Here is a 20,041-nt window from a genome sequence, read left to right as displayed (position 1 = left end):
AATCACAATTGCTGCTCAGGAGAGCAGGGAGGCAAGCCGGTTTGACAGGTCAATAGGCGCAACTATATTGGTGATGTCACGACGCAATCACAGGCCGCTCGCATGGAAGGGTATGGTTCGCTTCGACGTAGATTGCGAGGGTCGCGGCGACGTGGCCAGCTCACCTGCCTGGCCTTTTCTGGCATGTGTGCGTGTATGCCGGTGTTTGCCGGAGCGGAACCTGTCATTGATGGCACGACGGTCAGTTTCACACTGGTGCCGAGAACGCTGAATGACAGTGACATTCAGGTGTTCAACGGGGTACCCGCCCAGAGCGGCGACTGGCGTTCCATTGCGATTAGCCAATCGACGGGTGCAGGCCCCACCTGCACGGCCACGTTTGTCGGAAACGGCGTCCTGTTGACCGCCGCTCACTGCGTGGTGCTGGGCAACAACCGGTTCGCCTCGTCCATCCGCATAGGGCCGTTCAAGTACCGATGCGCTGTGGACGATGCCTATCTTTCAACGAAAGAGATGCCCAGTGTGCGTCATCCGGCAGACTATGCCCTGTGCCTTGCCGAACCCTATGGCGACAAGGTTCCCGATGAATTCCTGCACCTCGTCTGGGACACGCTGGACCTGCGTGCGGTAGCCAAAGACGATGTGTTGATGGTGGCCGGTTATGGCTGTGTCTCCTGGGCGTTCAACCCGTCCACCGGCCATATCAGCGAAGCCGCGCATGAAAAAATCCTGGCCGTTGGCGATTTCAAGGTCAATGCCCTGCAAGTCGACACGTTCTCCAGCGAGTCGGATGGCAAAACCCTCAGCGCGCTGTGTGCAGGCGATTCCGGAGGCCCGGCGTTCAGCGGTGTCAACGCGATGAAGCCCGGTGGTGCCCGTACCATTCGGGGAGTCGCTTCGAGACGGCGTATCGACCAGAGCACGGTGGTGTCGTACTTCGCGTCATTGTCGAGCGCGCGGTTCACGCAATTTCTGGCGTGTTGGAAAAAAGCCAATCCCACCGCTTATGTGAACGTCAAGCCCGCCGTTCCAAACGTACAGGAGGCCTCGGCATGCGTCAGTACCCTCTAATGACACTGGCTTGTGTGCTCGGCGGTCTGGCGTTGGAGGCCTCGGCCATCGATTCGCCGGGCAACGCTTCGACGTTCCGTGCGACCCGTCCCGAGTTGCCTGACGCGCTGGTCAATTATGTCGCGACCCATGCCGAACCCCGGTTGTTGGACCGAGCGACTTACCCAGCGGCCCATCAGGTCAGTGCCCAAGCCATGATTGAACTGCTCTGCGGCAAAAGGCAGTCCGGGTATGAGACCGTGTGGCGTGAGCGCAATGACCTGCCGAGTACATTCGACATGCATCAACCCCTGGGGGAGCAGGTCTACGCCATGAACTGGCCTGCGTGTTTTTACATCACCGATACGAGCAGCGAGTTCGTGGTACAGCCCAATCGCCCGCTGAGTGTCAAGTTCGTGGAGCGCATAGGTCGGGCGGGCACTACCCAGGAAATGCAACAGTATTTCCAGCGAGCCAACGTTGACAAGGTCCAACCCGGCGAGACGGTTTCTCTGCCGTTCGCAACCGAGTCCGTTACCTTCACGCCCAGTGTTGACCGGGCTGAGTTCGAGCGTGAAGTCGCTACGCGGGCCATCGACCCGGACGGCGTTTCCCGAACGGCCGCAATGAGGGTGACCACGCCGCCCAAACTGGCCGATGAGATCGTGACCGCTGTCAGCGAAACCGGCGTGGCATTGCCCGATTGCGTTGGCAGCCAGGCCACGCCTTTTGATGCAGTACGTGTCCGACATCTTCTGTCGGCACTGCGCCGTGACTATAAAAAGCCGCTCGACACGGTGACGGTCATGGTGCTGGACAACGGTTTCAGTGCGGCTCGTCTGACCGGTACCGAGTTGACCTTCGCCAGCAAGTTTCCCAAACCGCTGTTCCAACTGAGCGAAAACAACGGTGAAGAGGAGCTGGAAAGCCCGGTAGCCATCTCGGATGAGGTTCGCCTGCAATCGTTGATCCAGCTGGCCGATGTCAACGCTCCGCGCGCGATTGCCGGGCATGGCACGCACGTGACCGGTACGGTGATCGGCGGGCAATGGATGGACCCCGTATCTTCGTTGTTTGTTTCCGGTGACCAGGAAAGCTGGCTGCGCCTGCGCGTGATTCCGCTATCGGCCGGCACCCAACGGGTCTCGCGCATGGCGCTCAACGAAGCGATGTTCCGAGTCGGCCTGAGCCAGCCGAAAATCGTCAACATGAGTGTCCGTTACGGGTCCGAGCAGGACCTGAAGTTGAGAAAAGTCATCGGCGATAACCGGGGAACCCTGTTTGTCGTGGCGGCTGGAAACGACGCGCGGGATGTCAGCAGTCGATATGGGAATCAGACAGCGCTCATTCCGGCCAGCCTGGGTGGAGACGAAAACCCCAATGTCATCTCCGTCGGCGCTGAAAATGGTTACGGCTACCTCACCCCCTTCAGTAACTTCAGCGCTTCACGGGTCGATATCGCGGCATTGGGTTGCAACGTCGCATCGACGCTGGATGGCGAGCAGGTCGAGTTGCTCAGTGGCACCTCCCAAGCCGCCGCGCTGGTGAGTTTTGCCGCTACGTTGCTGGCACGCTACGGGCTGGACGCAACGGGCATCAAGCGCCGTCTGTTGATCAGCGGCGACCTTCTGGAAGGCGTGCTTCGGCTGGATAACGGCAACCTGCGCAAGGTGGCGGCGAATGATCAAGCCCCTGTGCGCATATATTCGCGTTCGCGGGTGAATATCGAAAAGGCTTTGCTGTTCAACCGGGACTACCTGCGTTTGCGGGTAACGGACACGGCGAGTAGCGACGCACCAGCAAAGGAGGTCGAGCTGTTAGGCAACCTTCAGGTACAGGGGGCGATCGACTGTGGCGTGGCGACTGACGGGCAGCACATTTTTGCGCTCAAGCGCAGTGCTTCCGGCAGTTTGTGGTGCTTCCGGCATGACCAGCTCGAGCCTTCACTCGCCTCCCTGGGGGAAGACTTTCAGGTGATCGTTCAGGTTCGTGAAGAACTCAACGTCGCGGCGGGTGGGGCATCACGTTACACCAAGGGGCAAACATTCGAAGTGGCCTTGGGCGATCTTCAGGAATTCATTCGTTCGGACACCTACTTGCGTGTCACACAGGAGGGCAGGTGATATGCGCTATTTCGGCACGGCTATTGCGGTTGCGGCATGTTTCACCACAGCGGGTTGCACGACCCACCTTCAATCGCACACGCCTTCTGACAAGGGCATTACGCAAGGGGCCACGTATCATTTGCCGGAACTGCACTATGACGTAGAGGTGAAACGCACCCTGACCCAGTGCCCCATTCTCCCGGATCAACACCATCCTGATGTGGTCGGTCAGGTTGAGTTCCAGACCCGTGCGACCGCGACGCCGCGCACTGTTGCCGGGCAGGAGGTGGTGATTGACGTGGAGGCATTGTCGGCGTTTACCAAAATCACCAGCTTTGACCTGGAGCGCTATCCCAGCGGCATCATCAAATCGGTCAACGCCAAAGTGGATGACCGCACGGCGGATGTGGCCAAGGAAGCGTTCAAGGCGATTGTCAGTGTCGGCAAGATAGCGATCGGGCTACCCACGCCGACGGCGACGGGCGAGGGGCTGATCCAGCGTAATGCCTTCCTGGCATGCAGTGCCAATGCCAGCCAGCAGGTGGCGGCCGTGCCGGTGTTGCGCCAAGCGGTAAAAGACCGCGATGCAGCGCTGAAAACAGCTGCAGAGGCGCTGAAGGCGTTCGAGGAAGACCACCCGGCGGCGTCGCGTAAAGGCGCCTTGGTGAAGCAGGCTGCCCAGTTGACACGCGCGCAACGAGTGGCGAAGGACGCTCAGACGGCGGCAAACGAAGCGCTGACCAAGGCCCTTGACGAAATTACGGTGGTCTCTCGGTTTACTTACGTGCCAGGGCAGACCTCTGCGGATCGGCCCGTCCTGGCCGCTCGCCACCTCCAGAAGTTCAAAAGTTGCCGCGGGGAGCAACTGCCTGTTGTGCCTGCTACTGGGGAGGTCAATGGTGTCTATAACGGCCTGGTGGATGCGGTGGGAGGCAACACATCGCCGCAATCCATTGTGCAAGTACGGTCCTGGTCCAGTGACAGGGCCGGAAAACAGCGCTGGCTTGTGCATGCCCTGGGGCCTGACCTCACGCTCGATTGCGATGCGTCAATCCAGGCGCAGGCCCTCTGGGGGGATGCCGATGGCCAGCCAAATGCGGTCGAGCGCGCTGAAATAGCGTCTGCCGTGCAGTCGGTCTGGAAAAACACCGTGGCTCTGGATGAAATCAACCTGGTCACCCGAAGCCTGCAAGGTACCGATGTGCTGGTTACCACCCACACGCTGTCGTCGACCCGTCATGCGTTGGCGCTGGGTGATACGCCGACTTGCACCGCCGAGGGTGAACGGCGCTGTGGCATTCTTTATAGAACGCCTTTGCCGGCGCGCTTGCGTATCTGTCGCTATCTGTCAGACGAGCAAGGTATCGCCAACCCGGAGCAATGCAACGGTTTGAGCGGTACTGACCCGGCAGTGCTGGTCACGGACGAGCGCCCCATTCCACAGTTGGGGCACCTGGCGTCACTGGGCTTGCGCAACGGCCCGTTCACCAACAACGAACTGTCGGCCTCGTTCAACGAGGACGGAAGCCTGATCACGATGGGCTACAAGAAGCCTCGCGCAGAAGCCGTCGCCGTTGGCGAAACGCTCAATTCGGGGCTCGACGCAGTGACCGCCATCAAGCTCTATTCGAACGCCAGAGAACTGCGTGATCTGGCACAGGACAAGGCCGTCGCCGATGCTCAGGTTGCGTTGCTCAACGCTCAGAAGGCGCTGCTTCAGCCACGGCAAATCACTGCGCTGGAGAACGAGGCCAACCTGCTCAAGGCCCAGGGCGCGTTGGTCGATGCACAGATTCAATTGCACAAGAAACAGGCTGAGCTGCAGGCTCTGACCGACCCGGTTGACGCGGGGGCAACACCGTGACTGGCCGGCCTAGACTCATGCCGGACGTTCTCGTTCTACGTCCGGTTCGAGGGGCGCATGTAGCTACCCAAGACATGGTCCCAGAGCGGCGAAGACACACCGAAATTCTTCTCGATGCCCTTGCGGTGATGCAAGTCGTGATTGGCCACCAACCGAGGAATAAACCGGTACGCCCAATGCTCGGGACGATGCATCACGTAATGCACCGAGATATAGAAAAAGTAACCCGCAACGGCCCCGATAAACACCGACGTCAGTTCCACGTACCAGGCGCACAGCAATAGCAGCGCAAAGGTGGAACTGGTCTTCCAGCTGGATACGCCGATGTAAGCCAGTACATCCAGGTGATGGGTCCAGTGTTCGCGGCGATACAGCGAGTGAAACAGGAAGCGATGCGCCGAATATTCCACCAGCGTCCAGGCCAGCAGGCCTGCGACGATTTGAACGGGGTCAACGGGGGCGAGGTACAGCGCCAGCAGGATAAACAGGGGGACGGTGAAGAAGTCGAGGTAATACGCGACGGATGACATCAGCCATTTGTTTGAAGCGGCCATGGGCAGAAAATCCTTGTAGTGCTCAAGGGTTGAGTGAAGTGCCCGGCTCTCCAGGCAGGAAGACTATCCCTTGGGGATGATGCTACATGCTGTAGGAAAATTCCCGGCGCATTGGGTGTCCGGGATCACACTCTGGTGTTTACGTCGCTGAAGCGTTCGTGCCAGTCTCTCGGCAGGCGGCAAGGGGCCGCCTGGTACATCAGGAGATTGACGTGGGTAAGTACTTCGATAATTCAGGGCTGTTCAAGATGACTTCGTATCGCGGCATCCGCTCCACACGCAGCGCCATCACGGGCTGGGAGCTGAAAAACCTGTCCCTGAATACGAAGGAATTTTTGACATGTCCAAAGAACTACTCGGAGTTTCTGCTCTAGGCCTGATGGTATTGGGTGAGTTTTGTGCGATCTACAGCGAGGTAGCCACCGCCCGGCTTGCGCAAGTGGATAACGGCGCCTGGTCGGCCTTTGTCGTGCCGGTCCTGCTGATGTGCTTTGCAGGGTTGTGCCTGCTGGGGGCGTATTGGCTTGGCTATGTAGCGGTGGGTGACATTTGGGTGGTCACTGTGGTTTCCGTCACGTCGTTGTTGCTGCTTGAGCCGTTGGTGGTGTGGTGTCTGTTCCAGGAGATGCCGGGGCGCGGAGCGCTGGTCGGATTTGTCCTGGGGGCGTTGGGGATGCTGGCTACGGTTTTGCTGTAGATGCATGCAGGCTGGCTCGAACCGCAATGGTCGAGCCAGTTGTTAATCCGCTATTCGCTCTTACCTGTCCTGTAAACCCTAAATGCATCAATGCTCAGCCAAAATGGGATTTCATCCGTTTGTTGGTTAAGTATTTGATGCCAAAAGATTAAATTCCCGACCATCCAATCTGAATGTTTCAGCTCTGAAACAATTTCGTACATTTAATTGACGCCATCAAAACGCCACCATAAGATCGCCGCAAACAAATAGTGGCACAAAGCCATTTAGAGGGATCTAAGATGTGGCGTTCGGTACGTCGGACCAGGCTCAGCCTGCTGTCCGCTTTTTTTTGCCTGGGCACAGCCAGCTTGGCTCAAGGCGCCACTCCACCGAACACGCCAGGCGTCACTGACCTGATCCGCGATCGCCAGGACCGTCTGCTCGAAGAGCAGCAACGCCGCCTCGACGAACTCAAAGACCTGCCCGGCAAAACCGCCGCCCCAGCCAAACCGTCAGCACCTGCCGACACCCGCTGCTTCCCCATCAAAACCATCGAACTCAGCGGCGCCGACGCCCTGTCCGAAGGCGAGCGCGACAGCCTGCTCAAATCCTACATCGGCCAATGCCTCGGCGTGCCGCAGCTCAACGAGCTGCTCAAGGCCATTACCGACCATTACCTCGGTAAAGGCCTGGTCACCAGCCGTGCCTATCTGCCACAGCAGGACCTCTCCAGCGGCAACCTGAAGGTGCAGGTGATCGAAGGCCGCCTCGAAGGGATGAAGGGCGAGCAGGGCAGCGGCATCAGCGATCGCCAACTGGCCATGACCTTCCCCGGCAAACCCGGCGACCTGCTCAACCTGCGTGAAATCGAGCAGATGGTTGACCAGTTGAACCGTCTGCCGTCGAACCAGGCGCAGATGGAATTGGCCCCCGGCAAGGCCGTCGGTGGCAGCGACGTGCTGGTGAAGAACGCCCCACAGAAACCCTGGCGCGTCGGCCTGTCGCGCCACAACGGCGGCCAACGCAGCACCGGCGAACAGCAGTGGGGCGCGAGCCTGGACTGGGACAACCCGCTCGGCCTGGCCGACCAACTCTCCCTGCGCGGCGGCCATGATGCGGTGAGCGACCACCAGAAAACCTCGCGCAACTCGATGCTCAATTACAACCTGCCCTTTGGCTGGTGGAACCTCAATTACAGCTACAGCGAGTCTGAATACCGCTCCCTGGCGCAGGCCAGCAACTTCAACTTCAAGCAGTCCGGTGACAGCCAGAACCATCAGTTGCGCCTGGAGCGGGTGATCCACCGCGACTCGCTGAGCAAAACCTCCCTCAGCACCGGCGTGGCTTACCTGCGCACCAACAACTTCATCGAAGACAGCAAGCTGGCCCTGAGCAGCAACCGCCTGAGCGAAGCGCAATTCGGCATCAACCACGGCCGGCGTATTGGCGGCTCATTCCTCAACATCGACCTGGGCATGCAGGACGGCATCGGCGCCTTCGACGCCCAGGCCAATCACAACCCGCGCCCGGGCCAACCGGATGCGCGCTACCGCAAATACACCGCGACGCTCAGCTACCTGTACCCCTTCAAGCTGTGGGGCGAGTCGTTCAGTTTCAGCAGCCTGATGACCGGCCAGCGCAGCGAAGACGTGCTCTTCAGCCCACAACGCATGAGCCTGGGCGGGCAGTCGTCGATTCGTGGCTACAAGGACCAGACCCTCAGCGGCGACAGCGGCGGCTACTGGCGCAACGACCTGCGCTGGAGCCGCCCGGTGACCTGGGCCTGGCTGCAACCGGTGCTCAGCGAATACGGCACCAGCCTCGGTTACGACCAGGGCGTGATCAGCCACGGCCGTTACAACGCCGAGCAGCATGGGCGCATGAGCAGCAACTCGGTCGACCTGTTTGCGCGCGGCCAGAACGTCGCCGCCACGGTGACCTTCGCACACTCTTTGGAAAGACCGGGGCCGATCACCGAGCGTGAAGCGCCGATCTATTTTCGCCTGGATTTCTTCCTTTAAATCTTTACCGCCCTTTGGGCATCGAGACACGACATGGATGTTCGTCAGTTCGCTTTCCTCGCGCGCCAACCTGCTGCGGCCGTAAAAAACCGTACTACCTTCCTGGGCATGCCCAAGCGTGGGCTGGCATTGGTTTTGGCCAACGCCATGTTCTGGCAACCGTTGCTGGCCCAGGCGGACGGTATCGCAGTAAGCGGGCCGGGGACCACGCTGGGGCAGGCGGGCAATGGCGTGCCGATCGTCAATATCGCAGCGCCGAATGCCAGCGGGCTGTCGCATAACCAGTTCAAGGACTACAACGTCGGCGCCAACGGCCTCATCCTCAACAACGCGACGAATCGCACCGAGTCCACGCAGCTGGGCGGGATCATTCTCGGCAACAGCAACCTCAGCGGTCGCGCCGCCAGCACCATCCTCAATGAAGTCAACGGCGGTAGCCCAAGCCAGCTACGCGGCTACACCGAAGTGGCGGGCCAATCCGCTCATGTGATCGTCGCCAACCCATACGGCATCACCTGCAATGGCTGCGGATTTATCAATACACCACAGGCGACGCTGACCACCGGTAAAGCAGTGATTGAAAACGGCCAGGTCGGCCGCTATCAGGTCGATCAAGGCAACGTCTCCATCGAAGGCGCCGGGCTCAACGCCAACAATATCGACCGCTTCGAAATCATCACCCGCTCGGCCAAGCTCAATGCCGAGATCCAGGCCAAGAGCCTGACGATCATCGCCGGCGCCAACGATGTCGATGCCAAGACCCTGAAAACTACGGCACGTGCCGCTGACCCGGCGACCGCCCCTCAACTGGCTATCGACTCTTCGGCGTTGGGCGGTATGTACGCCGGCGCAATCAAGCTGGTCAGCAGTGAAGCCGGCGTAGGCGTGAAGCTCGACGGCAAGATGCTCGCCAGTGGCGGTGACATGCAGTTGGATGCCAATGGTCATTTGAGCCTGGTGGAAACCTCTGCGACCGGTGCCGTCAACGTCAAGGCTGCCAGCCTGGAAGCCAAAGGGCCGGTCTACGCCGGCACCACACTGGACATCAAGACCCAAGGCGACCTGACCAGCCAGAACAACCTTGTCGCCAAGGACCGCATCACGCTCGCCAGTGGCGGCCAGTTGACCAACAACGGCATTATCGAAGCCGGGGTCAATCTCGATAACACCCGCAATACCGAGGGCGATGTCAGCATCCACGCGCAAAGCCTCGGCAACCTTGGCAAGACCATCCTTGCCAGCCGTGACCTCGACATCACCACCACCCAGACCCTGAACAACAAAGGCGGCACCCTGAGCGGGCAGCGGCAGACGACCGTCACCGCCGGCACCCTCGACAACAGCAACAAGGGCCGGGTGCTCAGCGCCGACGGTCTGACCTTGACTGCCGACAAAGCGGTGAACGACCAGGGCGGTCTGATCGCCAGCAACGGCGACCTGGTGGCCAACGTCGGCGAACTGAGCAATCGCGACGGGGAAATTTCCAGCCTGGCCGATGTCACCCTGAGTGTCGCCAGCCTCGATAACACCTCGGGCCTGATCGCGGCTGAAAAGGGATTCGGTCTCACTGCCAGCGGCGCGATCAATAACCGTGACGGCACCTTGTCGAGTTCAACCCAGGTCACGTTGAAAGGCCTCAGCCTGGACAATACCCGGGGGCAGATCACCGGCGACCTGGGCTTGAGCATCGACCTCAGCGGCGCCTTGGATAACCACGCGGGGACCTTGGGTTCCGGCAAGGGCCTGACCCTGACCGCCGCCAGCCTGGACAACCGCGCGGCGGGCACGGTGCTGGCAGCCGGCGGCACACTGAGCGCCACCCTCCAAGGCGTATTCGACAACCGTGAACAGGGCAAGCTGCGCGCCACGGACAGCATCGAACTGGGCACCGGCAGCCTGGACAATCGCGGCGGCAGCCTGGCGGGCAAGGGTCACCTGACCTTGCGCGGCGGTTCGGCGGACAATCGTGGCGGCCTGATCCAGGCCGACAAGGACCTCACGCTGCGGGTCGATCAACTGGACAACCGCGACAAGGGCAACCTGGTTGCCAAGGCGGCCATCGGCTTTGAAGGCGTCCGTCTGGACAACAGCGGCGGCCTGCTCAGCTCGGTCGGCCCGGTCAATCTCAAGGCCAAGGAGGTGGTTAACACCTTGGGCCGTATTGCCAGCCAGGCCGACCTCGAAGCCCGCATCGACAGCCTGAGCCAGCAGGGCGGGGCGTTGGTGGCCCAGGGCTCTCTGCTGCTGACCGGCAAAAATCTCGACAACCGTAACGGCGGCACGCTCGCCAGCACCCAGGGCCTGACCGTCCAGGTCGAACAGATCGACAACCGGGCCGGCGAGCTTTCCAGCACCCACGGCAGCGTCAATGTCAGTGGCCAGCGCCTGGACAACAGCGATGGCGGCAAGCTGTTGGCTGAAACTGATCTTGGCGTCGCTGTGGCACACGTGATCAACCAGACCCAGGGCCGTCTGTTCGCCAAGGGCAGCGTTAACCTCAACGGCACCCAACTGGATAACAGCGGCGGGACTCTCGCCGCCCTCAAAGGCCTGGATATCCGCCTCGATGGCGCGCTGCTCAACAACAGCGGCTTTCTCAGCAGCGAAGGTGCCGTGGGCCTCAAGGTTGGCAGCCTGGATAACACGGCCGGTAAGCTCGGCAGCGCCGCAGACCTGTCGATCGACAGCCGTGGCGCGGTGCTCAATCAGCGCGGTTCGATCCTCACAGACCAGGGCCTGGTACTCGCCAGTACAAGTCTCGACAACAGCCACGCAGGCCTGATCAGCGGCCAGGGCGCGACCCGCGTCACCACCGGCACCCTCGACAATAGCCAGAGCGGCCGGCTGACCAGCGACGACCGCCTGGACCTGACGGCCACCCAGGTCAGTAACGGTGCTTCCGGCCGTATTGCCAGTGCCAAGGACCTGACCGTAAGCCTCACCGGCCTCGACCAGCAGGGCGGCGAGCTCTTCAGCAAGACCCAACTGAGCCTCGACCTGAACAACGGCCGCCTGGACAACAGCGGCGGCCTGATCAACGGCCCGCTGCTGGTGCTCAAGAACCTCGACGAGGTGGTCAACAGGGGCGGTGAAATCTCCAGCGCCCAGGCCTTTGCCCTGGCTGCTAAAAGCCTCGACAACAGCGCAGGCAAGTTGCTGAGCAACCAGGGCCTGACCCTGCGTATCGATCAGGCGCTTAACAACATCAAGGGGCTGGTGGCTGCCGCGTCTCTCGACAGCCGTAGCGCCAGCCTGGACAACAGCCAGGGCCTGGTCAGCAGCCGGGGTGCGGTCGACCTCGGGGTGAGCGGGGCGTTTATCAACCAGGGCGGCACCCTGGTGGGCGACGGCGCGCTCCTGTTGACCGCCAACAGCCTGGATAACAGCAACGGCGCCGTCTCCGGCAAGGCCGATGTCACGGCGAATATCGCCGCCCTGGACAACCGCAACGGCAAGCTGATCGCCAGCGGTGCGCTGGCCCTGAGCGGGGCCTCCGTGGATAACCGCCTGAACGGTCTGGTCGGGGCGACAAAAGCGCTGACACTCGATGTCGACGCGATCGACAACCGTGGCGGCGAACTCTCCAGCAGCGCCGATATCCGCCTGACTGGCAAACGCCTGGACAACAGCGACAGCGGCAAGCTGCTCGCCGATACCGCGCTGACCCTCGAAATGGCTCAGGTGCTCAACCGCAATCTGGGACTGCTCAAGGGCAAGACCGGTGTCACGCTGGATGGCCAGACCCTCGACAATACCGGCGGCCAGCTACTCAGTGGCCAAGATGCACGCGTCACCCTCGGCGCTGACCTCGACAACAGCGCAGGCCTGATCAGCAGCGAAGGCCAACTGGATATCACCAGTGCCGGGCTAACCAACACTGCCGGCAGCCTGTCGAGTGCCGGGGCGCTCAAGGTCAAGGCTAACGGCGCCTTGGGTAACAGCGGCGGACGCCTGGTCAGTGACAGCGGTATCAAGCTGAGCAGTGAGCGCCTCGACAATTCCCAGCTGGGTGTTATCAGTGGTAAGGGGGCGGTCACGGTCAGTACCGGGGCCTATGACAATAACACCGGCAGCCTGAGCAGCGGCGACAGCCTGACCCTGACGGCAGGGCAGGTCAGCAACAAGAACGGCCGCATCGGCAGCGACAAGGCCTTGGTTGCCAGCGTCACCGGCCTCGACCAGCAGGACGGCAAGCTCTTCAGCAACACGGCACTGACCCTGGACCTGAACAACGGACAACTGAATAACCAGAACGGCCTGATCAATGCGCCGTCACTGGTGCTCAACAACCTCAAGGGCGTAAACAACAGCGGCGGTGAGATCTCCAGTGCGCAGGCCTTCGCATTGGCCGCCGACAGCCTGGATAACAGCAACGGCAAACTGCTGAGTAACCAGGGCGTGACTCTGCGGATCAATCAGGCACTGAGCAACCTTAAAGGCCAGATCGCCGCCGCCGCGCTCGATCTCCGCGCCGCCAGCCTCGACAACAGCGGCGGCGTCGTGACCAGCCGTGGCGACCTCGCCCTGACCACCAGCGGCCAACTGAGCAACCGCAACCAGGGCCTGATCAACGCTGCCCAAACCCTGAACGTCAGCAGCGCCGACCTCGACAACCAAGGCGGTAGCCTGCTGGGTGCCAGCGCCGTGACCCTCAACGCCATGGCCCTGAACAACAGCGCCAAGGGCCTGATCAACAGCCAGGGCGGCCTGACGATCAACGCCAACAACCTGGATTCCGGCAGTGGCGGCGAAGTCTCGGCCAAGGGCGATATCGACCTGACCCTCGGCGCGCTGGCCCAGAACGGCGGCCGCCTGCTCGGCGACCAGGCTATTCGCCTTGACCTGGCGGGCGGTGATCTCGACAACCGCAACGGCCTGCTCAACGCCAAGGGCCCCCTGACCCTCAACCGTTTGCGCGACCTGAGCAATCAGGGCGGCGAAATCTCCAGCAGCCAGAGCTTCAACCTCACCGCACGCACGCTGGACAATAGCGGCGGCAAGCTGATCAGCAACAACCAGTTGGGCGTGACCGGCAACAACCTGATCAACCAGGGCGGCCTGGTTTCCGGTTGGCAAGGGCTGGCCGTCAACGGCGCGAGCCTGGACAACCGCAATAGCGGCACCTTGTCCAGTCGCAGCGGTAACCTGGATGTCAACCTCAGTGGCGCATTGCTCAACAGCAACGCCGGTGCGCTGGTCAGCCAGCAGGCCCTGACCGTCAACGCGGCCAGCCTGGACAACAGCGCCGGTATTCTTTCCAGTGGCGCGGCTCAGCGCCTGACAGTCAGCGGTGTGTTGAACAACGCCCAGGGCGGCTCCATCGACAGCGCCGCCACCCTGACACTGCGCGCCATGGCCCTGAACAACAGCGGCAGTATCAGCGCGCAACAGGCCCTGGATTTCACCGGCACCACCCTGGACAACCGCAACGGAACCCTGAGTGGTAAGGGCGCGGTCAGCCTCGATCTGCTCGGCGCTCTGACCAACAGCGACGGCAAGCTCGCCAGCGGCGGACCGCTGGTCATCAGCCGCAGCAGCCAAGTCGACAACCAGGGCGGCCAACTGGTCAGCCAAGGCTTACTGAGCCTGCTCACTGGCAGCCTGGATAACCGCAATCGCGGTACCGTCGCGGCCAATGACAACCTGGTGATCGGCAGCACCGGCGCCGTACAGAACAACAGTGACGGTCTGATCTACAGCCAGAACGGCGACGTACGCCTCAACGCCGCGAGCCTTGCCAACGGCAAGGGATCCCTGCAGGCACACGGTGCACTGAACCTGACGGTCAGCGGTGATATCGACAACCAGAGCGGCAGGCTGATCTCCCAGAATGGCGACCTGAGCGTCGGCGCGGCCAACCTCGACAACCGTGGCGGTACCCTGGCCAGCATCCAGGGCGCCATCGACGGCCGTATCGTCGGCGTGCTGAAAAACGGCTATGACCTGAACAACAATCGCCAGGGCGGTATCCTCCAGGCCCAGCGCCTTACCCTCAGCGCCCTGGGCGGGACCGACAACTACGGCGGACGGATCGCGGCGCAAAGCGGCGATGCCCTGATCACCACCGGCGACTTCGACAACCGCAATGGCGGCCTGTACGCCAAGGGCCTGGTACAGGTCCGCGGCAACAACTTCGACAACAGCGGCGATAACGACGGGCAGATCGCCGGCCAGCGAATCGACCTCAGCCTCAACGGCGCGCTGAACAACCGCCTGGGCGTGATTGAAAGCGACAGCAGTTTGAGCGTGCGCGCGGCCAGCCTCGATAACCAGACCGGACAGATCCGTGCACTGGGCGCCAGCGGCAAGACCGACTTCCAGATCGGCGGCCTGTTCGACAACCGCAACGGCAAGCTGGAAACCGCCAACAGCGACCTGACCCTCAATGCCGCCAGCTTCCAGAACCTCGGCGGCAGCCTGCTGCACGTGGGCAACGGCACCTTTGATATCAGCACCGCCAATATCACCAACGCCGGCGGCAGCCTGGTCACCCGTGGTGGCCTGACGCTCACGGCGGACAGCTGGACCAACAGCAGCGTGATCCAGGCCGGACGCCTGACGGTGAACGTCAACACCCTTAACCAGACGGCGGGCGGGCAATTGCTGGCCTCCGAGAGCCTGACCGGCAACGGCGGCAACTGGAACAACGATGGGTTGATTGCCAGTGACGGCACGGCCAACCTGACCCTTGGCGGCACCTACGGCGGCAGCGGGCGCTACAGCAGCGTCGGCACCCTGGGACTGAGCGCGGCTCAGGTGAACCTGGACGCTGCCACGAGCATTGCCGGCGGCGCAGATACCACGATCAATGCCGGTGGCTTGAGCAACGCCGGGCGCCTGACGTCCAACGGCTCGATGACCGTCACCGCCAATGGCATCGGCAACACGGGCACGCTGGGCGCGGCCCAGGACCTGACGCTGAAGACGCCCACCCTGGTGAACGACCACGGCCTGATCTTCAGTGGCCGCAACATGGGCTTGCTGGTCAATGACTTCACCAACAACAACGGCAATGTCTACAGCATCGGCAACCTGAACATCTCGGGCCTCAATGGCGGTCGCGCCAACAGCGTGACCAACCTGGCGTCCTCGATCAACGTTGATGGGGATTTCTCGCTGTCGGCCAACAGTTTCAACAACAAGACCGAAGGGGTTATTGGCATAGAGCGGCTGGTGTCGGGCGACATCACGTTTAACGGCAGTACGTTTTATATCGCTGAAAACTACACCTCGGAGTCGACCATCAGCGGCACGCGAGCGAGCGTGGCGGTGGCCGGAAACATTGAGGGTGATGTCGGCCGTTTTTCCAACACCGCCTCGACGATTTCCGCTGGCAAGAATATTCGCCTGAACGTGGACACCTTCGAGAACCTGGGCTTGGAGGCCGGCAACTTCACCCGTAACCGGGTCTATACCGGCGTGCGCAATGTCTTCAATAACAAAACCATGTCGAGCGACGCGCTGGAAGCTTACGCGCGACGATATTCCCAGTACGTCTACCGATACACCAAGACCGTGCATGAACCCGATAAAGGCGGGACTCACACCGAGCTCAACGATTACGGCAAGCAAAAAACCAATACCTTGAACGCCAATTTCGGCCAGGGACCGGATGTGGCCGTTCCTGCTGGCATCCTGGCGGGCAACCTCAACAGTGACAACAAGGTGTTTACCGCAGGGGGTGGCAGTGTTGCTTCGGTGGTCCAGGCCGGCCAGGCGATACAGATCAACGCCAAGAACACCATCGACAACAGCAACCTGCATGCCAATACCCAGTTCTCCGGGACGACGAAAAGCGGGGCCGGTACCCAGGTCGGCAACGTGGCCAAGCCGACGGTCGTCTACTTGAACCCACAGTTGCCGCCGAACCTGGCCCAGCAGCGGGTGGATCCGCTGGCGTCCCAAGGTTTCAGCCTGCCCAGCGGGCAAAACGGTCTGTTCCGCCTGAGCGGGCAGGGTGGTTCTGCGACCCAGGCCAGCCAAGCCAGCACCGGGTCACAGACCTGGAGCATGGGCAGCGCGGCAGTCAGCAATGCCCAGCGGCAACAGGGCGCGGATGACGTGCAGGCGCGCAACCTGCAGTTCAGCGATGCGGCGCGGATCGCCGCGAGCACGCTTCAACTCGAACAAACGACCCGCCAGGCCACGGGCGGCGGTGTGTCCGGCAGCGTGATCAATGTCAATACTCCGGGTGATTCCGGCAGTGTCCAGTTACCGGGTCAGGTGGGCGGGATTTCGCCGGTAGGCAGCCAGGTCATCACTCGCGTGCAGGGCCTGCCGGACACCTCGGGCAGGTCCAATCCGCAGAAGTACCTGATCGAAACCAACCCGGTACTCACCGACCTCAAGCAGTTCATGAGTTCGGACTACCTGCTGGCGAATCTCGGCTACAACCCTGATCAAAGCGCCAAACGCCTGGGCGACGGTTTCTATGAGCAGAAGCTGATCCAGCAGGCGGTGGTCGAGCGTACCGGTCAACGTTTCATCGATGGCCAGACCTCTGACGAAGCGCTTTACAAGTACCTGATGGACAACGCCATCAAGAGCAAGCAACAGCTCGACCTGTCGGTGGGGGTCAGCCTGACGTCCCAGCAGGTCGCGGCGCTGACCCACGATATCGTCTGGCTTGAAGAGCATGAGGTCAATGGCGAGAAGGTCCTGGTGCCGGTGCTTTACCTGGCCCAGGCCACCAATCGCCTGGCGCCGAACGGGGCGCTGATTCAGGGCGCGGATGTCACGCTGATTGCCGGCAAGGACCTGAATAACGCCGGTACGTTGCGGGCGAGCAACAACCTTTCTGCCACTGCGTTTAACAATCTGGTCAACAGCGGTTTGATCGAGGCTGGTAACCGCCTGGATCTGCTGGCAGGTAACGACATTGTCAATAAGGCGGGCGGTGTCATCGCGGGGCGTGACATCACCATGACCGCCGTCGCCGGCGATGTGATCAACCAACGCACGGTGGCGGGCAATGACGTCAATTACAAAGGGTACAGCGGGCACAACGAGTATGCCGACAGCGGCGCTCGGATAGAGGCGGCGAACGACCTGACCATCAACGCCGCGCGTGATTTCGTCAGCACCGGCAGCACGTTGCAAAGTGGCGGTGACACTAAGATTACCGCGGGCCGGGATGCCATTATTGGCGCTGCTGAGCAGCACAACAGCGTGGTGGCTGGCGCCAAGAGCAACAGCGTTACCCAGTACGGCTCGGATGTAACGGTGGGGCGTGACCTCTCTGTCCTGGCGGGGCGTGATCTGGCGGTGGTTGCCAGCCAAATAGAGGCAAACCGCAACATCGATTTTGACGCAGGCGCAAACCTGACGGTGACTTCGGCTGCCGACGAAAGCCATTCGTATTCCAAGTCGAAGAAGGTCACGGCGCAGGAAGACCACGTCAAACAAGTTTCCAGTGTCATCAGCGCCGGGCAAGACGTTACGTTCAATGCCGGCAAAGATATGGAGCTGATCTCGAGTCGCATCAATGCCGGCAACGAGGCGTACCTGGTAGCGGCTGGAAAACTGGACGTACTGGCGGCCCAGGACACCGATTACTCGCTGTATGACAAAAAGGACAAGGGCAGTTGGGGGCGCAAGCAGACCAAGCGCGATGAGGTGACCACAACCGTCAACGTGGGCACCCAGATCACCACGGGGAGTGATCTGACGCTGATCAGCGGTGGTGACCAGCGTTATCAGGTGGCCAAGCTTACCAGTGGCAAAGATTTGATCATCGACAGTGGCGGTTCGATCACCTTTGAGGCGGTGAAAGACCTGCACCAGGAGAGTCACGAGAAGTCCAAGAACAGCATGGCCTGGACCTCAATGTCGGGTAAGGGGCACACCGACGAGACGGTACGTCAGACGCAAATGACGGCTCAGGGAGAGTTGGTGATCAATGCCGTTGACGGCTTGAACATCGATATCAAACAGATCAACCAACAGACCGTCCACCAAGCTATCAACGCGATGGTTGCTGCCGACCCGCAGTTGGCGTGGCTGGCAGAGGCGGAGAAACGCGGTGATGTGGACTGGCGCCGCGTCGAAGAAATTCACACCCACTTCAAGTATTCCCATTCGGGGCTTGGCCCCGCCGCTCAGGTGGTGCTGGCGATCGCGCTGGCGGTAGTCACCGGCGGTGCGGGCCTGGGTGCCGGCATGGTAGGGGCAAGCGCCGGTACGTTTGCCGGTGGGTTTGCCGATGCCGTGCTGGCGGCGGTCATGAATAAAGCCGTCAACAGTGTGATCAGTAACAAAGGCAACCTCGGCGGCACGCTCAAAGACATCACCAGCAAAGACGCAATGAAAGGCTATGTCGTCTCGGGCTTCATGGGCGGCATTGGTGGGGCAATGGGGTATGACCCGACCACCTTGGGTTTTGACTGGAACAGCGTGGGCCAGGTCGTTCTCAAGACCGGCGCCGAAACGGTCGTGCAGACCGCAATCAACGGCGGCAGTCTGGGCGATAACTTTGCCAACAACCTTTTGGGCTCGGTGATCAGTATTGCCGGCGCCGTGGCCGCCAAACAGATCGGTAACACCAATCTGGTTGACGGTAGCCCCACCAAGATTGCTGCCCATGCGTTGCTGGGTGGCTTGAAGTCGATGGCCATGGGGGGCGACTTCCAGACAGGTGCCTTGGCAGGCGGCGCCAACGAAGCACTGGTGCAATACCTTGCGGAGTTGGCATTGCCAGCGAACTACAAGCCGAATCAACCTGGCGATCAACAGGCTCAACTCAACTTGATGGCGATGTCTCAGCTGCTGGGGGTTCTGGCGGCTGTAGTGACGGGCGGCGATCCGGAAATCGCAGCTAACATCGCGGCCAACGCCACTCAGTACAACTATCTGAGCCATTCGGATCTGGAGCGGGCATCCAAGGAGCTTTTAGGGTGCGGTGACGACACAGCATGTGCGTTAGATGGTTACACGAAATACCACGACCTGAGCGCGAAGCAGACGGCTGAGGCCTTTGTCGCCTGCGCGGATGACATAAACGCCTGCGCACGCATCTCGAAACTCGTGAACGAAGCGGAGGTGGACTCGGCCAAATTCAAGGACATGGCTGCCAGTGCTCCTCCTGCCGTTGCGAACATGCTTAATAGGCTGATTGCCGAAAATTACGGTTTTCAGAATGACTTGGCAGGCGTTACATCCGGCACCGTTACCGAGCTTTTGGCCTCCAAGCTTGGTATGTCTCCGGAGCGTGCTGCAGCGCTTGTCGTTGCAGTCAGATTGGCTGTTGCGGCGTTTAATACGGCAAAAAGTAGTGGCAGCGCAAAAGGCTTGGATGGTCCAAACGGCACCGGTGGTACTACAGTTGACAGGGGTGGGCCCGCTGTTCCGCCGGCCTCAAAACCGGGTTCCCCTGCGTCGCAAGCCGATGGTGACTTTGGCTACTTAAACCAACCGGAACCAATTAAGCCAGCGGCCTTTTTTGATGCTCAAGCTTCAGCTAAGAGTTTCATTAATAATGGTAGGATTAGCGCCGCAGATTTACAAAAATTGGTTCCGCCTGGCACGCCAGATCTATTCAAACCTTCAGCTACTATCACCGACGGTAGCAAGTTCCAGTACACGTTGAATGGCCAGCGGGTCGAGATAAAGTGGCATGCTCCAGATGCGAACGCTGCCATAAATCATGTAGGTTCGAACTCGGGTGCTGGATGGACCGCGCAAATAAAAATAGGAAATAAACTGCTGGGCCAAGACGGCGTGCTTTACCGGAAGCCTTCGAATACAACCCATATACCTGTGGATTTCTAAAC

At 60.9% G+C, this 20,041-nt stretch carries 7 protein-coding genes; 6 read left to right on the top strand and 1 reads right to left on the bottom strand.

Features of this window, described 5'->3' with window-relative positions:
- Positions 1 to 195: 195 nt before the first annotated feature.
- Genes ACVWVP_RS12775 through ACVWVP_RS12765 form a run of 3 tightly spaced genes read left to right on the top strand, consistent with a single transcriptional unit; the run spans position 196 to position 5,019 of the window.
- Positions 196 to 1,071, top strand: coding sequence for a trypsin-like serine peptidase (locus ACVWVP_RS12775; protein WP_178923839.1), 876 nt, complete (start codon positions 196 to 198; stop codon positions 1,069 to 1,071).
- Positions 1,053 to 3,173 (top strand): S8 family serine peptidase, encoded by a 2,121-nt coding sequence (locus ACVWVP_RS12770; RefSeq protein ID WP_178923841.1) that lies wholly within the window; start codon positions 1,053 to 1,055, stop codon positions 3,171 to 3,173. The genes ACVWVP_RS12775 and ACVWVP_RS12770 overlap by 19 nt, the downstream gene beginning before the upstream one ends.
- 1 nt (position 3,174) lies before the next feature.
- Positions 3,175 to 5,019 carry a hypothetical protein gene (locus ACVWVP_RS12765; RefSeq protein WP_457406272.1) on the top strand — a complete coding sequence of 615 codons (1,845 nt, stop codon included), beginning with the start codon at positions 3,175 to 3,177 and terminating at the stop codon, positions 5,017 to 5,019.
- A gap of 35 nt (positions 5,020 to 5,054) precedes the next feature.
- Here ACVWVP_RS12765 and ACVWVP_RS12760 read toward each other — a convergent pair whose 3' ends face one another.
- Complete coding sequence (locus ACVWVP_RS12760; RefSeq protein ID WP_178923845.1) at positions 5,055 to 5,573, bottom strand: sterol desaturase family protein; 519 nt, start codon at positions 5,571 to 5,573, stop codon at positions 5,055 to 5,057.
- Between the two features lie 379 nt (positions 5,574 to 5,952).
- Between ACVWVP_RS12760 and ACVWVP_RS12755 the strand changes: the two genes are divergently transcribed.
- The 3 genes from ACVWVP_RS12755 (at position 5,953) to ACVWVP_RS12745 (ending at position 20,039) form a co-directional block, all read left to right on the top strand.
- A complete protein-coding gene (locus ACVWVP_RS12755) occupies positions 5,953 to 6,270 on the top strand; it encodes a hypothetical protein (protein WP_178923863.1) in 318 nt (105 codons plus the stop codon).
- 281 nt (positions 6,271 to 6,551) lie between these two features.
- Positions 6,552 to 8,273 (top strand): ShlB/FhaC/HecB family hemolysin secretion/activation protein, encoded by a 1,722-nt coding sequence (locus ACVWVP_RS12750; protein WP_457406269.1) that lies wholly within the window; start codon positions 6,552 to 6,554, stop codon positions 8,271 to 8,273.
- A gap of 33 nt (positions 8,274 to 8,306) precedes the next feature.
- Complete coding sequence (locus ACVWVP_RS12745) at positions 8,307 to 20,039, top strand: two-partner secretion domain-containing protein (RefSeq protein WP_457406267.1); 11,733 nt, start codon at positions 8,307 to 8,309, stop codon at positions 20,037 to 20,039.
- The last annotated feature ends 2 nt before the right edge of the window (positions 20,040 to 20,041 follow it).

The sequence above is a fragment of the Pseudomonas sp. TE24901 genome (assembly GCF_054058375.1).
Note: the sequence above shows the minus strand (reverse complement) of the source record. Positions and strands in the feature narration are given on the sequence as shown.